This is a genomic window from Microbacterium salitolerans, assembly GCF_019720895.1.
In the GTDB taxonomy this organism is placed as follows: Bacteria; Actinomycetota; Actinomycetes; order Actinomycetales; family Microbacteriaceae; genus Microbacterium.
In genome coordinates, this window is record NZ_JAHKSH010000004.1 from 41,103 (window position 1) to 58,107 (window position 17,005).

Annotated in this window: 20 protein-coding genes and 2 tRNA genes; 2 read left to right on the forward strand and 20 right to left on the reverse strand. The window is 69.4% G+C overall.

Annotated features, from left to right (window positions below; translation table 11 throughout):
* Positions 1-7: 7 nt before the first annotated feature.
* From murA to KOL93_RS09770, 5 genes are all read right to left on the reverse strand, one after another.
* Complete coding sequence (gene murA, locus KOL93_RS09750; RefSeq protein ID WP_221585179.1) at positions 8-1,369, reverse strand: UDP-N-acetylglucosamine 1-carboxyvinyltransferase; 1,362 nt, start codon at positions 1,367-1,369, stop codon at positions 8-10.
* A 62-nt stretch (positions 1,370-1,431) separates the two neighbouring features.
* Positions 1,432-2,028, reverse strand: a complete 597-nt coding sequence (gene leuD / locus KOL93_RS09755; protein WP_221585180.1) for a 3-isopropylmalate dehydratase small subunit — start codon at positions 2,026-2,028, stop codon at positions 1,432-1,434.
* A 1-nt stretch (position 2,029) separates the two neighbouring features.
* A complete protein-coding gene (leuC, locus tag KOL93_RS09760) occupies positions 2,030-3,496 on the reverse strand; it encodes a 3-isopropylmalate dehydratase large subunit (RefSeq protein WP_221585593.1) in 1,467 nt (488 codons plus the stop codon).
* 204 nt (positions 3,497-3,700) lie between these two features.
* Positions 3,701-4,705 (reverse strand): TerC family protein, encoded by a 1,005-nt coding sequence (locus KOL93_RS09765; RefSeq protein WP_221585181.1) that lies wholly within the window; start codon positions 4,703-4,705, stop codon positions 3,701-3,703.
* Positions 4,706-4,931: 226 nt separating this feature from the next.
* Positions 4,932-5,004: transfer RNA gene (locus tag KOL93_RS09770), tRNA-Glu, on the reverse strand.
* A gap of 180 nt (positions 5,005-5,184) precedes the next feature.
* Here KOL93_RS09770 and KOL93_RS09775 point away from each other — a divergent pair.
* Positions 5,185-5,820: an MBL fold metallo-hydrolase gene (locus KOL93_RS09775; protein WP_221585182.1), complete on the forward strand. Its 636-nt coding sequence runs from the start codon at positions 5,185-5,187 to the stop codon at positions 5,818-5,820.
* A gap of 10 nt (positions 5,821-5,830) precedes the next feature.
* Here the strand turns inward: KOL93_RS09775 and KOL93_RS09780 are convergent, their stop codons facing one another.
* Positions 5,831-7,141, reverse strand: a complete 1,311-nt coding sequence (locus KOL93_RS09780) for a hypothetical protein (protein ID WP_221585183.1) — start codon at positions 7,139-7,141, stop codon at positions 5,831-5,833.
* A 440-nt stretch (positions 7,142-7,581) separates the two neighbouring features.
* Between KOL93_RS09780 and KOL93_RS09785 the strand changes: the two genes are divergently transcribed.
* Entirely contained in the window at positions 7,582-8,832 is a 1,251-nt protein-coding gene (locus KOL93_RS09785; RefSeq protein WP_221585184.1) for a CoA transferase, read from the forward strand.
* A 35-nt stretch (positions 8,833-8,867) separates the two neighbouring features.
* Here the strand turns inward: KOL93_RS09785 and KOL93_RS09790 are convergent, their stop codons facing one another.
* The 14 genes from KOL93_RS09790 to KOL93_RS09855 form a co-directional block, all read right to left on the reverse strand.
* Complete coding sequence (locus KOL93_RS09790) at positions 8,868-9,206, reverse strand: hypothetical protein (protein ID WP_221585185.1); 339 nt, start codon at positions 9,204-9,206, stop codon at positions 8,868-8,870.
* Complete coding sequence (locus KOL93_RS09795) at positions 9,203-9,826, reverse strand: Asp23/Gls24 family envelope stress response protein (protein ID WP_221585186.1); 624 nt, start codon at positions 9,824-9,826, stop codon at positions 9,203-9,205. Before KOL93_RS09795 ends, KOL93_RS09790 begins: the two co-directional genes overlap by 4 nt.
* A complete protein-coding gene (locus KOL93_RS09800) occupies positions 9,823-10,386 on the reverse strand; it encodes an RNA polymerase sigma factor (RefSeq protein WP_221585187.1) in 564 nt (187 codons plus the stop codon). The genes KOL93_RS09795 and KOL93_RS09800 overlap by 4 nt, the downstream gene beginning before the upstream one ends.
* Positions 10,387-10,458: 72 nt before the next feature.
* The gene (locus KOL93_RS09805; protein WP_221585188.1) at positions 10,459-10,725 is read right to left on the reverse strand and encodes a GlsB/YeaQ/YmgE family stress response membrane protein; all 267 of its coding nucleotides are present in this window, start codon (positions 10,723-10,725) and stop codon (positions 10,459-10,461) included.
* A 64-nt stretch (positions 10,726-10,789) separates the two neighbouring features.
* Positions 10,790-10,978: a CsbD family protein gene (locus tag KOL93_RS09810; protein ID WP_221585189.1), complete on the reverse strand. Its 189-nt coding sequence runs from the start codon at positions 10,976-10,978 to the stop codon at positions 10,790-10,792.
* An 81-nt stretch (positions 10,979-11,059) separates the two neighbouring features.
* Positions 11,060-11,662: a hypothetical protein gene (locus tag KOL93_RS09815; RefSeq protein ID WP_221585190.1), complete on the reverse strand. Its 603-nt coding sequence runs from the start codon at positions 11,660-11,662 to the stop codon at positions 11,060-11,062.
* A complete protein-coding gene (locus KOL93_RS09820; RefSeq protein ID WP_221585191.1) occupies positions 11,659-12,225 on the reverse strand; it encodes a hypothetical protein in 567 nt (188 codons plus the stop codon). Before KOL93_RS09820 ends, KOL93_RS09815 begins: the two co-directional genes overlap by 4 nt.
* Positions 12,222-12,563: a hypothetical protein gene (locus KOL93_RS09825; RefSeq protein ID WP_221585192.1), complete on the reverse strand. Its 342-nt coding sequence runs from the start codon at positions 12,561-12,563 to the stop codon at positions 12,222-12,224. The genes KOL93_RS09820 and KOL93_RS09825 overlap by 4 nt, the downstream gene beginning before the upstream one ends.
* The gene (locus KOL93_RS09830; RefSeq protein WP_221585193.1) at positions 12,560-12,751 is read right to left on the reverse strand and encodes a DUF2273 domain-containing protein; all 192 of its coding nucleotides are present in this window, start codon (positions 12,749-12,751) and stop codon (positions 12,560-12,562) included. The genes KOL93_RS09825 and KOL93_RS09830 overlap by 4 nt, the downstream gene beginning before the upstream one ends.
* The gene (locus tag KOL93_RS09835; protein WP_221585194.1) at positions 12,748-13,197 is read right to left on the reverse strand and encodes an Asp23/Gls24 family envelope stress response protein; all 450 of its coding nucleotides are present in this window, start codon (positions 13,195-13,197) and stop codon (positions 12,748-12,750) included. Before KOL93_RS09835 ends, KOL93_RS09830 begins: the two co-directional genes overlap by 4 nt.
* 173 nt (positions 13,198-13,370) lie before the next feature.
* The gene (locus KOL93_RS09840) at positions 13,371-13,988 is read right to left on the reverse strand and encodes a trimeric intracellular cation channel family protein (RefSeq protein ID WP_221585195.1); all 618 of its coding nucleotides are present in this window, start codon (positions 13,986-13,988) and stop codon (positions 13,371-13,373) included.
* Positions 13,989-14,077: 89 nt separating this feature from the next.
* Positions 14,078-14,149 (reverse strand) — tRNA-Gln (locus KOL93_RS09845).
* A 92-nt stretch (positions 14,150-14,241) separates the two neighbouring features.
* Positions 14,242-15,762: a glutamate--tRNA ligase gene (gltX, locus tag KOL93_RS09850; protein WP_221585196.1), complete on the reverse strand. Its 1,521-nt coding sequence runs from the start codon at positions 15,760-15,762 to the stop codon at positions 14,242-14,244.
* Between the two features lie 31 nt (positions 15,763-15,793).
* Positions 15,794-17,005, reverse strand: a complete 1,212-nt coding sequence (locus KOL93_RS09855; protein WP_221585197.1) for an MFS transporter — start codon at positions 17,003-17,005, stop codon at positions 15,794-15,796.

Sequence of the window (17,005 nt, forward strand, 5' to 3'; positions counted from 1 at the left end):
GCCACGCTCAGCCCACAATGTCGAAGTCGGCGCCGAGAGCCGTGAGCTTGTCGAAGAACTTCTCGTAGCCGCGGCGGATGATGCCGACGTTCGAGACGCGCGACGTGCCCTCGGCCGCGAGAGCGGCGATGACGTAGGCGTACCCGCCACGGAGGTCGGGGACGACGATGTCGGCGCCGTGCAGCGGCGTCGGCCCGGTGATGACCGCGGCCTGCTCGAGCTCGCGACGCGCGACGCGCCGGTACGCGCCGTCGAGCCCCTTCGGGTGCACGACGATGTCGGCGCCCATCTGACCCAGCGCGTGTGTGAAGCCCAGACGGTTCTCGTACACGGTCTCGTGGACGATCGAGACGCCCTCGGCCTGCGTGAGGGCGACGATGAGCGGCTGCTGCCAGTCGGTCATGAAGCCGGGGTGCACGTCGGTCTCGACCATGACGGGCTTGAGCGGCTTCGCCGCGCGACGGAACCAGATCCCTTCGTCGGTGATGTCGAAGGATCCGCCGACCTTGCGGAACACGTTGAGGAACGTGAGCATCTCGTACTGGCGCGCGCCCTTGACGAAGATCTCGCCGTCGGTCGCGAGCGCAGCGCACGCCCAGGACGCGGCCTCGTTGCGGTCGAACAGGCTGCGGTGGTCGTAGCCGTGGAGCTCGTCGACGCCCTCGATGAAGATGACGCGGTTCGGCTCGTACGAGATGATCGCGCCCATCTTCTGGAGCACGCCGATGAGATCCATGATCTCGGGCTCGATCGCCGCGTTCCGGAGCTCGGTGACGCCCTTCGCGCGCACGGCGGTGAGCAGCACCTGCTCAGTCGCGCCGACACTCGGATACGGCAGCTCGATGCTGGCGCCATGCAGCCCGTCGGGGGCCGACAGACGAATGCCGTTCGGCTCCTTGTCGACGACCGCGCCGAAGTTGCGGAGCGCATCGAGGTGGAAGTCGATCGGACGGTCGCCGATGCGGCAGCCGCCGAGGTCGGGGATGAACGCCTGACCGAGGAGGTGCAGGAGCGGACCGCAGAAGAGGATCGGAATGCGACTCGACCCCGCGTGCGCATCGATCTCCTCGAAGTTGGCCGACTTGGCCTGCGCGGTGTCGAACACGAGCGAGCCCGGTTCGTCGCCCTCCGAGACGGAGACGCCGTGGACCTCGAGAAGCGATCGCACCACCTCGACGTCGCGGATCTCGGGAACGTCGCGCAGGGTCGACGGCGTCTCTCCGAGCAGAGAGGCCACCATCGCCTTCGTCGCAAGGTTCTTCGCGCCCTTGACGTCGACCTGACCCGTGAGCGGCCTGCCGCCGCGGATCTCGAGAACGTCACCCAGCGTCGAAGACGATGTCGCCTGTGCACTGCCTACGAGCGTCATTCCAGTGAAGCCTCACTTACTTCCGCCGAACCGTCCTCCCCGCGGTGGGGAGGATCCTCAGCTCACGGAACCGGGAGGGTCCGTGGCCGCCACGCCTCGCGGCGGGCCTCGAACTGCGTGATCTCGTCCTGATGACGCAGGGTGAGCCCGATGTCATCGAGCCCTTCGAGGAGCCGCCACCTAGTGTAATCGTCGATCTCGAAACCGGCCGTGAAGTCGCCGACCGTGGCGGTGCGTTCGACGAGGTCCACCGTCATCTGCGTGCCGGGATTCTGATCGATCGCCTCCCAGAACCTCTCGAGCGCGTCTTCAGAGATCGTCGCGGCAACGAGGCCCTGCTTACCCGAGTTGCCGCGGAAGATGTCGCCGAAGCGCGTGGACAGGACGACGCGGAAGCCGTAGTCGCGCAGCGCCCACACCGCGTGCTCGCGGCTGGATCCCGTGCCGAAGTCGCGTCCGGCGACGAGGATCGACGCGTTCCGGAAAGGCTCCTGGTTGAGGACGAAGTCGTCATCCTGGCGCCAGGAGGAGAAGAGCGCGTCGTCGAAGCCCGTCTTCGTGACGCGCTTCAGGAAGACCGCGGGAATGATCTGGTCGGTGTCGACGTCGGTGCGCTTGAGCGGCGCGGCGACTCCGGTGTGGGTCGTGAACTTCTGCATGTCAGGCCTCCGCTCCCGTCAGCGCGGGCTCGTCGATCGAATCGAGGTCGCTGGGGCTCGACAGCGTGCCGCGCACCGCCGTCGCCGCCGCCACGAGGGGCGACACGAGGTGCGTGCGCCCGCCCTTGCCCTGACGGCCCTCGAAGTTGCGGTTGCTCGTGGAGGCGCAGCGCTCCCCCGGCGCGAGCTGGTCGGGGTTCATGCCGAGACACATCGAGCATCCGGCGAAGCGCCACTCCGCACCGAAATCGGTGACGACCTTGTCGATCCCCTCCGCTTCGGCCTGCAGGCGCACACGGGCGGATCCCGGCACGACCATGACGCGCACGCCATCGGCCTTCTGGCGCCCCTCGATGATCGAGGCGAAGGCCCGCAGATCCTCGATGCGACTGTTCGTGCACGAGCCCATGAAGACGGCGTCGACGGCGATCTGCTTCATCGGGGTGCCGGGCTCGAGATCCATGTACTGGCAGGCCCGTTCGGCCGCGGCGCGCGCGTCGGGATCCTCGAACGACTCGGGCAGGGGAACGGACTCGCTGAGCGAGACGCCCTGGCCCGGGTTCGTGCCCCACGTCGCGAACGGCTCGAGCTCGCCGGCGTCGAGGAACACCTCGGCGTCGAACACGGCACCCTCGTCGGTCGGAAGCGATCTCCAGTACGCGACGGCGTCGTCCCAGTCGGCGCCCGTCGGAGCGTGCGGACGGCCCTTGACGTACTTGAACGTCGTCTCGTCGGGTGCGACCATGCCGGCGCGGGCACCCGCCTCGATCGACATGTTGCAGACGGTCATGCGCCCCTCCATCGAGAGGGCGCGGATCGCGCTGCCGCGGAACTCGAGGACATACCCCTGGCCGCCCCCCGTGCCGATCTTCGCGATGACGGCGAGGACGATGTCCTTGGCGGTGACGCCCGGCTTCAGGTCGCCCTCGACGGTGATCGCCATCGTCTTGAACGGCTTCAGCGAGAGGGTCTGCGTGGCGAGGACATGCTCGACCTCGCTCGTGCCGATGCCGAAGGCGAGGGCGCCGAACGCCCCGTGCGTCGACGTGTGGCTGTCGCCGCACACGACGGTGACGCCCGGCATCGTGAGCCCCAGCTGCGGGCCGACGACGTGGACGATGCCCTGTTCTGCATCGCCCAGCGAGTGCAGACGCACGCCGAACTCCGCGGCGTTCCTGCGCAGCGTGTCGACCTGCGTGCGGCTCGTGAGGTCGGCGATCGGCTTGTCGATGTCGAGCGTCGGAGTGTTGTGGTCCTCCGTCGCGATCGTGAGATCGAGGCGACGGGGCTCTCGACCCTCCTCCCGCAGGCCGTCGAACGCCTGGGGGCTCGTCACCTCGTGGACGAGATGGAGGTCGATGTAGATGAGGTCGGGTTCGCCGTTCTCACCGCGGACGACGACATGGTCATCCCACAGCTTCTCGGCCAGAGTGCGGGGGCGATCCGGGATCGAATTCGGGGTGGACATGCTCAGCGTCAGCTCCTTCGCGTCGTGGGTGTCGGCCATCGACTGACTCCGCGACGGGGAGGCCTACTGCAGCGTGATCCCGTCGCGGCAGCTAAGGAGGAGCCTGGCGAACCGCACCCGTCGAGAGTACCAGAATGCTCAGCCCCGACCGTCACGTGACGATCGGGGCTGAGCATTGTGCGTGGATCACACCGTGCGCACCTGTCAGTTCTCGGAGATCTCCTCCGAGGGCACCTTCTTCTTGCGCACCGCGGTCGCGATGAGGCTCGCCCCGGTCGCGACGACGATCGACGCCACGATGACGCCGAGGGACGTCCAGTTGCTGATCTCGGGCGCCCACTCGACATGCTCGCCGCCGTTGATGAACGGCAGCTCGTTGACGTGCAGGGCATGGAAGAACAGCTTCGCGCCGATGAACGCGAGGATGAACGCGACGCCGTACTTGAGGTACTGGAGCCGGTCGAGCAGGTCTCCCAGGAGGAAGTACAGCTGACGCAGCCCCATGAGGGCGAACAGGTTCGCGGCGAAGACGATGAACGGATCCTGCGTGATGCCGAAGATCGCCGGGATCGAGTCGATCGCGAAGATGAGGTCGGTGACGCCGATCGACAGGAAGACGATGAGCATCGGCGTGAGGATCTTCTTCCCGTTCACGACCGTGGTCAGCTTGGCGCCGTCGTACGTGTCGTGGATCGGAATGAAGCGGCGCAGGAGCCGCACCAGGAAGGTCTCCTTCTTCGCGTCCTCCTGATGCTCGTTCTCGAACACCTGCCGGGCGGCGGTGTATACGAGGAACGCGCCGAAGATGTAGAAGATCCAGCTGAAGTTCTCGATGAGGGCCGCGCCCACCAGAATGAAGGCCGCGCGCAGGATGAGCGCGATGATGATGCCCACCATCAGCACCTCCTGCTGATACTTCCGCGGCACCGAGAACTGGGTCATGATCAGGACGAAGACGAACAGATTGTCGATCGACAGGCTGTATTCCGTGAGCCAGCCGCTCACGAACTCGACTGCGTGATCGGGGTCGCCGATCATCCAGAGCACGGCCGCGAAGATGAGGGCGAGCGTGACGTAGAAGCCGACCCAGAGGGCCGACTCTCGCGTGGAGGGGATGTGAGGCCGCTTCAGGATGAGCAGCAGGTCGCCGATGAGGATGAGGACGAGCACGATGAGCGCGCCGACCTCGAATGCGACGGGGATGTCCAAGCGGAGTCCTTTCGGGGTGCGATGGAGGACGAAAGTCTCTCCCCCGCACAACCGGCGGTGCGCGCCCGGAGCCACACCGACGAGGCCCGTACTGACGAAGCGCGCAAGAACGGGATACTCCCTCTCGCAGCACTCAGCTTACAAGCCCCGCGCGAGGATCCCACCGCGAGACTCCTGCGGAAACGCAGAACGCCCGGATCCGAAGATCCGGGCGTTCTGACTGCGGTGACCCCAGCGGGATTCGAACCCGCGTTACCGGCGTGAGAGGCCAGCGTACTAGGCCGCTATACGATGGGGCCGCATCTGTTCTGTTGCTTTTCGTTCCCGCTCTGCCGCGGCAACTAGATCACTGTACATCGTTTCTGAGCGCGCGGCAAAATCGGGCCACGCTTTGCGCGCCGCCCGGGCGTGTCTCGTCGCGGAGAAGCCTATTCGCGGAAGCGGTCGAACGGAACCCCGCACGGTGGCATGCTCGGAGCATGCGCGTCACGAAGCACGAACATGCCTACCTGACCATCGAGAACTCCGGCGAGACGCTCGTGATCGACCCCGGCGGGTTCGTGCCCGATCTCGGGGAGCTCGACAACGTCACGGCGGTCGTCATCACGCACGAGCATCCGGATCACTGGACGCCGGCGCATCTCGAACGCCTCGCCGCGGACTTCCCCGGCGTTCCGATGTTCACGACGGCCGCGACTGCGGACAAGGCGTCCGTCGACATGACCGTCGTCGCACCCGGAGACGCGGTGACGGCAGGTTCCTTCCGCCTGCGATTCTTCGGTGGCACGCACAACGAGATCCACTCGTCGATACCACTCATCGACAACATCGGAGTGCTCGTCGACGACCAGCTGTACTACCCGGGCGACTCCTACGCGGTGCCGGAGGGCATCGAGGTCCCGATGCTCGCGGCACCGATCGGCGCCCCCTGGCTGAAGATCGGCGAGGCCATGGACTTCGTGCTCGCCGTCTCGCCGGGTCAGGCGTTCGGCACGCACGACATGCCGCTGTCGGCCGTTGGCCTGAAGATGCACCGAGAGCGCCTGCGCTGGGCGACGGCACAGGGCGGCGGCACGTTCCACGAACTCGATGCGGGCGACACAATCGAGCTCTGACGCCGGCGGCTCAGAACAGCGAGCCGATCCAGGAGAACAGCTGGCCGACGTCGCGGAAGAACTCCATCGCCATCCCCCAGATCCCCCAGGCGCCGATGCCGATCAGCACGACGGCGACGATGATGCCGAAGACGGCGGTCGCGCTGGGCGCGAATCGCAACCTGCGACCACCGCCCGCCGCTCCGCGCTGCGGCGTCGGAAGCGCCCGACCGGACGCGCGACGCTCGGCGTCGACGTGCCGCTCGTCGCGCCAGCGCCCCCAGCTCTCGATCCGCGTGGCGAGCGCGCCGAGCGTCTCGTTCATCGCCTTCCAGTCGTCCGGCTCCGTCGTGCCGAGGCGCCTCTTCGAGTACACGACGAGCCAGTCGTCGACGATCTCGACGTCGTAGCGCGCGACGCGGTCGATCAGGTGCTCCATGACATCGGGCGAGAACAGATACAGCGCGTCGGTTTCATAGCCCTCGGGGCAGTAGAGCGTGAAGTGTCGGTCGAATCCGCCTTCGAGCCCGAGGCGCTGACTGCCGTGCGGCTCCGAGATCCCGGGCAGACTCGACGAGAGCAGACCGTTCGATCCGCGCGCGTCGAGGAGGATGTGCGGCAACCCCGTCGGCAGGCGCAGCGCCGCGAATCCCCATCGAGCGCGCGCATTCCCCACACCCGTGCCCTCGAGGTCTCCGCCGATCACGCCGGCCTCGAACGGACCGGCGCCACGGCGGCGGACGCGATGAAGGGAGCCGGAGAGCGTCTCGGGCCTGCTGTCTCCGCGAGAGGAGCGGAACCGCGCGCTGTACTGCATTCCATTCGCCCCGGCGAGGCGCTCGAAGGCGACCCCGCGTCGCACCTCGCGGCGCTGACGGCGCACGGGGCGCCACACGCCGCCGAGCAGCAGCCCTGCCCCCACGAGGACGATCGGCAGCGTCACCAGCCACCCCTCGCCGACGACCCCTTCGGTGCCGGCCACAAGCATGAAGCCGACGTCGAGGAGCGCGAGCACCGCGAAGGCGAACGCGAGGACGACGAGCAGGAACGCGGCGGCGAGACCGACGGCCGTGAGCGCGAGCGCGATGACGACACTCGGCACGAAGAGCACCGCGCGCCGCCACCCCCGCTTCCCCCTGCTCCATCCGAGCACGTGTGCGACCAGCCCCCAGCGGGTGAGCGGCGCCAACAGGGCGTCGATCACCGCGTCCTTGAGGCCGAGGCGCTCAGCGCGCTCGATGTGGTGGCGCTCGAGGTACGCGCTCTCGTCCTCGCGGGTGATCGTCTCGCCGAGCACGTCCGTCCTCAGCGACGGCCAGGCGGTGCCGCGTTCTCGCTCCACGTCAGCGTCCTTCCCCGATGACGATCGCGCGTGTCGCGACGCGCATCAGAAAAGGGAACCGATCGCAGCGAGGACTCCGTCCACGACTGCGAGAATCCCTCCCAGCAGCCCCGGCTTTCCCACTCCCTCGGCGGATCATGCCGAACTGCACGCGGGCGATCGGCGAGAGTGCGTTGTAGGCGGCCGCTTTGACGTCCATGCGCGGTGCCGGATCGATATCGTGTCGCTCGCGGTACGCCTCCTCGTCCTCGCGCGTGACCGCGCGGTCCGTGGGCGGTGAGACATCCAGCGGGTGCCAGATGCCGGCGTGAGCGTGTGCCATGTTCCTCCCCCGAGCGCGAACTGTCGCGACATCCCATCTTGTCATTCCGCTCTGCCCCGGCCCGTCCGCGACGGCAGGTGCCCTCGCGGGTATACCACCGGCGACGTAGCCTGACCGCATGAGCGTGACGATCCGCCGCTGGTGGCGCGGCCCGCTCGACGTCGAGTCGCTCGCGATCTCGTCCGTCGAGCAGGTCGCGCGAGAAGTGGATCGCGTCTCGGCGGCGCGCGGTCGTCCCGTCGCCGCCGAGACGACCGCCGAGCTCCTGCGCGCGGCGTTCGGTGCGTTCGCGCACCTGCGTGTCGACGGTCACGCGGTGAACCCGTGGGCGCCGATGTCCGGGTTCATCCGCGCGTCCGACGGGCACGTGCGCGTCCATGCGAACTACCCGCACCATGCCGATGCGATCGCCCGCGCGACGGGCGCGACGGACCGCCCCGCTCTCGATCGCGCCGCCGCGACGATGACGGCCGACGAGCTCGAGTCCGTCGTCGTCGACGCGGGCGGGATCGCGGCGCGCGTGCGCACGGAGCACGAGTGGCGCGACCACTCTCACGGCGCGGCGACGGCAGGCGATGCATGGATCGACGTCGTTCCTGCGGCCGCGTGCCCCGTGACGCCGACCGACGACGCTCCGCTCGCCGGGATCCGCGTGCTCGACCTCACACGCGTGCTCGCGGGCCCCTCGTGCTCGCAGCTCCTGGCCTGTCTCGGCGCGGACGTGCTGCGCGTGGATCCGCCGCACCTCCCGGAGCTCATCGATCAGCACCTCGTGACGGGGATGGGAAAACGTTCGGCAGTCGCCGACCTCGGCGCGCACCTCGCGTCCGTGCGTCAGCTCGTCGCGTCGGCCGACGTCGTCCTCATCGGGTATCGTCCCGGTTCCCTGGACCGCTTCGGCCTCTCGCCTGCGGCGCTCGCACATGACCGCCCGGATCTCGTCGTCGCCTCGCTCTCGGCGTGGGGCGAACACGGCCCGTGGGGAGATCGCGCGGGGTTCGACTCGATCGTTCAGGCCGCCTCCGGCATCGCCGACGTCTGCGCATCCGACGACGGTTCGCCGGGGGCCCTCCCCGTCCAGGCGCTCGACTACAGCACGGGCGCCCTCCTCGCCGCGCGCATCCTGCGACTGCTCTCCGACGGCTGCGGCGGCACCGTGCGCGCGAGCCTCCTCGGCGCAGCCCGCACACTGCTCGCCGCCGAACGCGTGCCGCACGACACGGAGGAGCCCCTCGGCGTGCCGCTCGTCACGGTGGCATCACCGCACGGCGACCTGCTCTCCGTCCCGCCTCCGATCCTCGTCGATGGGCGAACGATCGAGCACGACGTCGGCGGGTACGGCGCGGCGTCCCTCACCTGGGCGCGCTGAGCGCGCCTCCGCGACGACGAGAGAGCGCCGCGCCCTCACGGCGTCGGAGACGCGTCGACGTGCACGACGGTCAGCCGGATCCGCACCTTGTCGTCCGCCGTCGCGCGACGGACCGCATCGTACGCCGCGCGCGCCGTCTCGGACGTCGATGCCCCCACGCCGACGCCGATCGACGCCTCGACCACCAGATCGTCGCCGTCGCGGCCGACGCGCACCAACGGCGCGCCCGCCCCACGGAGGCCGATGAGTCGGGCTCCCGCCTCCGTCGCCTGCGCGACGACGCCCCCGGTCGCGAAGAGCGTCGCCACACCGTTCGTGTCGCGCAGCGCCGCTTCAATGCGGGAGGCCGTCGCCGCGTCGTCCATCTCGTTCATCGGTCCTCCTCCGCGGCCCGCGGCAGCGCCTGGATGTCGTGGATCGTGATGTCGACCGCCGTGATGTCGAGGTCGACGTGCGCGGCGAGATCGCGCGAGATCGCGTCACGCAGCGCGCGCGCGGCGTCCGGGAGCGGCTGACCGTACGGCACGCTCGCGTCGACGCGGATGCGCACGGGCGCCCCGACGGCCTCGACGTCTCCGTCGAGGCGGCACCGGCCGATGACCACGCCGGGAACCGCGCGCTCCGCCGCCCGGATGACACCGCGCAGGGCGCCCTCGGTGATGGCGAGGTCGGCGTCCGCGGTCGGCTCACCGATCGGGATGCGGCGCCCCGATCGCACGTCGAGCGCGATCCCCTCGAGGATTCGGTGCACCCAGGCGTCGTCGGCGGCAGGCTCCGCGGCGGTGTCGTGCGCCTGCAGATCAGCCGAGAGCCCATGGAGCCGCTCGAGCGCGTCGAGGGCGATCCGACAACCCGCGGATTCTTCGATCGAACGATCGACGGGCGAGCGCCCCGCCTCCAGATAGTCGGTCAGCTCTTCCAGCGTGTGGCCGTCGAGGTCTTCCTTCTCGAACCTCAGCGGATCAGGTCGTGGATCGCGGTGATCGGAGTTCATCGCCACTCCTCCATCCGAACGATGATGTGCTGTCGTGCGCGCGCGAGCAGCCCGCGCACGGTGGTGGTCCTGATGCCCAGCTCGTCGGCGATCTCGTCGTACGAGCAGCCGCCGAACTCGCGCAGCACCCAGCACTGTCGCTGGGCATCCGGGAGCTCGGCGAGGACCTGGCCGAGCGCCTCGATCCCCGCGCGCGCCTCCGTGACGCGCGTGGGCGAGGTGCTCTCGGGCGTCGGCGGCTCGACCACGAGGTCGGCGCTCGGGCGCGTCGCCCGAATCCGGTCGATCGCTCGTCTGCTCACGATGCGCATGAGCCAGCTCTTGAGGCGAGACGGCTCCTCCAGCTCCGGCAGGCGCTGCCACGCGGTGATGAACGCCTCCTGCACGACGTCGTCGACGTCGGCGCTCCCCGGCATGATGCGACGCGTGTAGGCGCGCATCATCGGCGTATACCTTCGGACGAGGACCGCGAACGCCGCGGTGTCGCCATCGGCGGCGCGTCCCGCGACGATGTGATCGTCGGCTTCCTCCAGCGCACCGCGCACGCGATCATCCGTCATTCCCCATCCCCTCCTCGCGCGTCCCGCGCCCGAGCCCGACCGTCACGCGTCGGCCGGGCTCGGGCGCGCCGATCACTTCTTGCCGCGCCGTCCCGTCAGCGCCCCGTAGATCAGCAGCACGATGAGCGAGCCGCCGATCGCCAGCAGCCAGCTCGAGAGCGAGAAGAACGACTCGAGCCCGACGTCGAAGATCACCGATCCGAGCCACCCGCCGAGCATCGCTCCGACGACGCCGAGCAGGAGCGTGATGAACCACCCGCCCGCCTGCTTGCCGGGGAGGATGAGCTTCGCGATGGCCCCGGCGATCAGGCCGAGGACGAGGAATCCGAGAAAACCCATGTGCGTGTCCTTTCGTAGAGAGTCGAGACGGCGGGGCGGGCAGGAGCACCCTCCGCGCCCCGTGTCATTTGGTGCCGGCGTCGCGGACGTCGCTCACGGCGTCCTTGACGTTCTCGGCCGCGTTCTTGAGCTTGCCCTTCGCCTGGTCGGCCTTGCCCTCGGCCACGAGCTCATCGTCGCCTGTGACGCGACCGGTCGCCTCCTTCGCGGTGCCCTTGAGCTTGTCGGCCGCAGCCTCTGCCTTGCTGTTCATGTCGTCCCCTTCCCTGTGAGCCGGGCCCGGTCGGGTCCGGCGTCTGACGGCGCCTGCGCCGTCGGTCTCATTCCAGGCGCCTCAGCGCACCCGGACGTCGGCTCTCCACGTGCTCCACCATCCTCGGTCGGAGAGGTGGACCACAATGGGCATGTGTGTGCCCGCGAGCGCATCCCACTCGCTCACGGCGCTGTCGATGGTCGCCAGGACGCGCGACAGCGACGCCCCTCGGCGGACCGTGACGGCCAGACGGATCGCGGGCGCCCGCTGGATGCGGTACACGGTCGTCCGCGCGGCGAGGATCTCCGGTCGCACGCGCAGCGGCTCCGTCAGAAGCGCCTCCGCGACGTCGTCGTCGACGATCGTGTCTCCGCCGCGACCGGCGAGATGGACGACGGTCGTCATCCGCCCACCGCCGCGTGTCGCGAGGAACGCGATGAGCCCCGCCCCGATGAGGGCTGCGGCGCCGAAGCCGACCGCGGCCAGCGTGGACATCGCTCCGACGACCGGCACGTCGACGGTGCGCTGCGCGAGCGACGCCGCCCACGAACCGGCGGCGTCGACGACCGTGACCCCCCACGCAGGGCGGGTGGCGACGATGATCGCCGCCGTTCCGGCCGCGAGGAGGATCACGCCCGTCACGAGCAGAAGCGCCCGGTTCGCGATCCGGTTGGTCGCATTCACGAGACAACTCCCTTCTCCGCCACCGTCACGGAGACCTCCGCATCGAAGCCGATCTCGTCGAGGACCTCCCTGGCCGCACGGCTGGGCAGGGCGTCGTCCACCGGCACGCCGCTGGTCGGGACGATGCGGACACGGACGCGACGGCGACCGATCGTCGCCGAGGTCCGCGCACGATCGAGTCCACACCGTGCGCTGACGGCATCCGCCACGATGTCGGCGATCACGCCGTCGTCGACCACCAGTGCGGTGCGGCCTCGCACCCGCGCGTGACGGCCCCGCCGCCCGGGGACGATCGACGCCGCGACGAGAAGGACTCCTGCGCCCCCCAGCGACGCTCCCGCGCCGATCGCCAGCGTGCCGGCATCGATGCGCTCGCCGAACTCCGACACTGCTCCCCGGAGTCCGTCGCGCAGATCGGGATCAAGAAGCGTCCCCACCGCGACCACCGCTCCGGCAGCCAGGAGGGCGAGCACGGTCAGTGCGACGATGACGGCCGGCGCAGTCCGCGCAGCCTGTGTCTCACGCCGGACCACGCGGCGATAGACCGGGTCCACGATGGTCATCGCACCCTCCCCTCCTGCGGCCTCAGCGCGCGAGTGAAACGGATGTCGACGGCGTCGATCCGCCGTCCGGAGAGCTCGCCGAAGGTGTCTGTCACGGCGGATCGCACGCTGTCGGCGCGCTCGACGATGGTCGCGTGCCGCCCGGTGGCCAGCGCGACGGGCACCTCGACGGACGCGCGCAGGCCGCGACGGTCATCGGCGAGTCGCACCGAGACGGCCTCCGTCGAGACACCGGCCGCCTCGCGGACGACGCCGACAGCGAGGCTCACGAGGGCGCGCTCCGTGATCGTGGTCCGTCCCGGGATCGTCACCTCGTCTGCTCCCCGCGCGGCGGTCATGAGGAGGTGCGTCTTCCGCGGAGCGCATCGACGAGAGCGCGCACGTCGACGCGACCGTCCATGATCCGACCGACGACACCGCCGACGAGCATGGCGAGCGCCACGACCACTACGGCCCAGAAGCCGAGCACGATCCAGGTCACCGCCAGCACTGCGCCGACGCCGGCGCCCATCACGGTGGTGGTCACCGGACTCGCGCCTCCTGGCTCCGCTCCTCGTCATCGTCATCAGACGGGATGTGGACGTCGTTGACGGTTACGTTGACCTCGGCGACCTCCATGCCGACGAGCTCCTGCATGGCCCGGTAGATCGCTGCCCGCACGTCATCCGCAACCTTCTGGAGCGACACGGGGTACTCGGCCATGACGGTCACATCGACGGCCACCTGCTTCTCGCCGACCTCGACGCTGATGCCCTGCCCGAGATCAGTCGAGTTGAGCGCATCTCGGATCGCCCCCACGACCCGCGTGGCACCGCCCCCGAGCGCGTACACGCCGGTGACCTCTCGGGCGGCGATGCCGGCGATCTTCGCGACGACGCCGTCGTCGATGGTCGTCTTCCCGGCGAGGCCCCCCTCGACGCGCCCGCTCGACGGTGTCGCGATCTGCTTCTCGGCTCCGGATCCGTTCGCCATGATGATTCCCTCGGTCGTCCTGTCCCGCACGTGGCGTGCGGGGCCGCCGAATGCGGCGACACCACCAAGACGCATGATCCGGCGCACTCGTCACAATATTCCGGGAAGAACTTTCCGACCCTCCCCCGGCGACGCGGCAGCGCGGGCCATTCCGCACGGCGACCTCACGGCGCTCACTCGTCGAGAATGGGCTTCCGCACGGCGTGCGGGGCGCTCCAGCGGAATCGCAGCGACAGCAGTCGCAGGGCGAACACGAGCGCGGCGACGGCCAGCGCCACCCAGGAGGAATGCCAGCCGACGCTCCAGAACACCGTGATGAGCACAGCACCGAGCATCGCCGGGAGCGCGTAGATGTCACGCGGATCGAACAGCTGAGGGTCGCGGTTGGCGACGACGTCACGTATCAGCCCTCCGCCCACACCGGTCATGACGCCGAGCAGCACGGCGGCGACGGGGTTCATGCCGTGTTCGAGCGCCTTGACGGCGCCCGTCGTGCAGAACAGCCCGAGCCCCGCCGCGTCGCAGACGAGGAGAGGGCGCAGGAGCCTCTGCATCCGGACGTGAAGGACGTAGACGATCCCGGCCGCGATGAGCGGAGGCAGGAGATGGATCGGCTGATCGAACGCGGTCGGGCGCACGCCCAGGACGAGATCGCGCACGACTCCTCCCCCGAGCCCCGTCAGGGAGCCGAGCAGCAGGGATCCGACGATGTCGAACCCTCGTCGTGCCGCGAGAAGCGATCCGGAGAGCGCGAAGAAGAACGTGCCGAAGAGATCGAGCGTCAGCGCCATGTGAGATCCCCTTCTCGGCGTGCCACAGCGAGCACACGGTCCGCCACACAGAAGAAGACCCCCGGCAGTGCCGGGGGTCTTTCTGAAAGCTGGGGTACCTGGACTCGAACCAAGAACAACGGTACCAGAAACCGCCGTGTTGCCAATTACACCATACCCCAAGGGCGCTCCGGCTCACGCCGTCACAAGTGACTAGCTTACCCGAAGGTCACACACGGTGCCAATTCGGGCGTGCAGCCGGGGCGTGTCGCACCTACGCCCGCGACGCCAGCAGGTCGACGAGCGCCTGCAGACGCGCGATCGTGCGCTCCCTGCCGAGCAGCTCCATCGACTCGAACAGCGGCGGCGAGACCTGACGGCCGGAGACCGCCACGCGCGGCGGACCGTATGCGACGCGCGGCTTGAGCTCCATACCCTCGATGAGGGCCGTCGCGAGCGCGTCCTGGATCCGCTCCGCACGGAAGTCTGCGTCGTCGACGAGCTGCAGGGCGGCGATCGACGCGTTCAGCACCTCGGGGGCGTCGTCCTTCAGCTTCTCCACCGCCTTCTCGTCGTAGGAGATGTCATCGCGGAAAAGGAAGCCGAGCATGTCCCCCGCATCGCCGAGCAGCTGCATCCGCTCCTGCACGAGCGGCGCGGCGGCGTTCAGGAGCGCCCTCTCGTCGTCCGACGGCTGCGCGCCCAGAACCTCGGCCTGCTGCAGGTACGGCACGAGTCGCTCGGCGAAGTCATCGGCCTCGAGCCTGCGGACGTGATCGCCGTTGATCGACTCGGCCTTCTTCTGGTCGAAGCGCGCCGGGTTCGGGTTGACGTTCTCGATCTCGAACGCCTTCACGAACTCGTCGAGCGAGAACACGTCGCGGTCGGGAGCGATCGACCATCCGAGCAGCGCGAGGTAGTTGAGGAGCCCCTCGCGGATGAATCCCTTGTCGCGCTGCAGGAAGAGGTCGGCGCGCGGGTCGCGCTTCGACAGCTTCTTGTTGCCGTCGCCGAGCACGAGGGGCATGTGACCGAAGCGCGGGATGAAGGTCGTCACGCTCGCCTCGATGAGCGCGCGATACAGCACGATCTGGCGCGCCGTCGACGGCATGAGGTCTTCTCCGCGGAGCACGTGCGTGATCCCCATGAGCGCGTCGTCGACGGGATTGACGAAGGTGTACAGCGGGATGCCGTTGGGGCGGACGATCACGAAGTCGGGGAAGGAGCCCGCCGGGAACGTCACCTCGCCGCGGATGAGGTCATCGTACGTGATGTCCTCATCGGGGACCTTGAGTCGGAGCGCCGGCTGGCGCCCCTCGGCACGGAACGCCGCCTTCTGCTCCTCGGTGAGGTCGCGGTCGAAGTTGTCGTACCCCTGCTGCTTCGGCCGGCCGTTCGCCTCGTTGCGGGCGTCGATCTCCTCTGCCGTCGAGAAGCTCTCGTACACCAGGCCCTTCTCGATGAGGGTGTCGAGCACCTGGCGATGCAGGTCGTGTCGCTGGGACTGTCGATACGGCGCGTGCGGGCCGCCGACCTCGACGCCCTCGTCCCAGTCGATCTCGAGCCACGAGAGCGCGTCGATCAGCTGCGCGTAGCTCTCTTCGCTGTCGCGCGCGGCGTCGGTGTCTTCGATGCGGAACACGAGCGTGCCGCCGTGGTGGCGTGCGAACGCCCAGTTGAACAGCGCCGTGCGGATGAGACCGACGTGCGGGAGGCCGGTCGGCGACGGGCAGAAGCGCACGCGCACATCGCTGCCGGTGGCCTGAGTGGTCTGGAGATCGGGTGCAGAAGACATCGTCCTCGATCCTAGTTGTGCGGCGTCCTCTTCACCTGCGTCCCAGCGGAGAGAGCACGGCGACGACGCCGACGATGACGAGCGCGACGAGCGCGAGACCGCCGTAGCCGATCCATACGAGGATCCCGCCCGCCGCGATCGCGCCGCCCGCACCGACCAGGTTCATCGTGAGATCGCTTCGTCCCTGCCGCCCCGTGCGCAGAACGGGCGTCGTCGCCTCCGTGAGGAGAGAGGCGCCCGCGACCGTCGACGCGCTCCAGCCGAGGCCGAGCAGCACGAGCGCGGTGGTCACGGCGGCCGCGCTGTCCTGCCCGAACGCGGCGGTGACCAGCGACGCGGCGAGCAGGCCCTGGCCGACGAGGATGGTCGCCACGCGGCCGATCCGATCGGCGAGGATCCCGAACACGGGCGACAGGCCGTACATCCCCGCGATGTGCAGGCTGATCGTGAACCCGATGATGCTGAGCGAGGCCCCGTGCTGCTCGAGATGCACGGGAGTCATCGCCATCACCGCGACCATCGTGCCGTGGGATCCCGCGACGGCGATGATCGCGTACCGGGCCGCGACGGGCCGGTCGGCGCGCGGAGCGGGACCGCCGGCAGGGCGCGACGCCTCCAGCTGCGCCGCGACCCTCAGCGGGTCCGGACGCAGGAAGAGCCCGTAGAGGACGAGCGCCGCGACCTGCGCCGCGATGGCGAACACGTACGGACCCGTGAGGGGCGGCATACCGAGGACCTCGCCGATCGCCTCACCGGGCCCCGTGAGGTTCGGTCCGAGGACGGATCCGACAGTCGTCGCCCACACGACGAGTGAGAGGTCGCGCCCGCGCGTGGCGTCGGCCGCGAGATCGGCCGCGGCGAAGCGCGACTGCAGGTTCGAGGCCTGACCCGCGCCGATCAGGGCGAAGCCGGTGAGGAGCAGCCAGAACGCCCCCATTGCCGTCGCCTGGACGACGACGGCGATGCCGAGGAGGGCGACGAGCATGCCCGCGGTCAGGGAGATGCGCCGTCCGCTGCGGCGCGCGGCGGCCGCGAGCGGCACGGCGAGAAGTGCGGCGCCGAGCGTCAGCCCGGCGGTCGCCAGGCCCGACAGCCCGTCGAAGCCGGACACCTGCGCCGCGAGGAGCGCACCCAGGGACACGGTGACGCCCATGGCGATGCCGCCGAGGATCTGTCCGATTCCCAGGACGACGACGGTGCGTCGCTGGATCGCTGCGACGCGCACCGCCGTCAGGTCGGTCAT

Coding starts and splice junctions, on each gene's coding strand:
- murA (WP_221585179.1), bottom strand. CDS start 1,369: ATGACGCTCGTAGGCAGTGCACAGGCGACATCGTCTTCGACGCTGGGT.
- leuD (WP_221585180.1), bottom strand. CDS start 2,028: ATGCAGAAGTTCACGACCCACACCGGAGTCGCCGCGCCGCTCAAGCGC.
- leuC (WP_221585593.1), bottom strand. CDS start 3,496: ATGTCCACCCCGAATTCGATCCCGGATCGCCCCCGCACTCTGGCCGAG.
- KOL93_RS09775 (WP_221585182.1), top strand. CDS start 5,185: ATGCGCGTCACGAAGCACGAACATGCCTACCTGACCATCGAGAACTCC.
- KOL93_RS09785 (WP_221585184.1), top strand. CDS start 7,582: ATGAGCGTGACGATCCGCCGCTGGTGGCGCGGCCCGCTCGACGTCGAG.
- KOL93_RS09790 (WP_221585185.1), bottom strand. CDS start 9,206: ATGAACGAGATGGACGACGCGGCGACGGCCTCCCGCATTGAAGCGGCG.
- KOL93_RS09795 (WP_221585186.1), bottom strand. CDS start 9,826: ATGAACTCCGATCACCGCGATCCACGACCTGATCCGCTGAGGTTCGAG.
- KOL93_RS09800 (WP_221585187.1), bottom strand. CDS start 10,386: ATGACGGATGATCGCGTGCGCGGTGCGCTGGAGGAAGCCGACGATCAC.
- KOL93_RS09805 (WP_221585188.1), bottom strand. CDS start 10,725: ATGGGTTTTCTCGGATTCCTCGTCCTCGGCCTGATCGCCGGGGCCATC.
- KOL93_RS09810 (WP_221585189.1), bottom strand. CDS start 10,978: ATGAACAGCAAGGCAGAGGCTGCGGCCGACAAGCTCAAGGGCACCGCG.
- KOL93_RS09820 (WP_221585191.1), bottom strand. CDS start 12,225: ATGACCATCGTGGACCCGGTCTATCGCCGCGTGGTCCGGCGTGAGACA.
- KOL93_RS09825 (WP_221585192.1), bottom strand. CDS start 12,563: ATGACCGCCGCGCGGGGAGCAGACGAGGTGACGATCCCGGGACGGACC.
- KOL93_RS09835 (WP_221585194.1), bottom strand. CDS start 13,197: ATGGCGAACGGATCCGGAGCCGAGAAGCAGATCGCGACACCGTCGAGC.
- KOL93_RS09840 (WP_221585195.1), bottom strand. CDS start 13,988: ATGGCGCTGACGCTCGATCTCTTCGGCACGTTCTTCTTCGCGCTCTCC.
- gltX (WP_221585196.1), bottom strand. CDS start 15,762: ATGTCTTCTGCACCCGATCTCCAGACCACTCAGGCCACCGGCAGCGAT.
- KOL93_RS09855 (WP_221585197.1), bottom strand. CDS start 17,005: ATGACCGACCTGACGGCGGTGCGCGTCGCAGCGATCCAGCGACGCACC.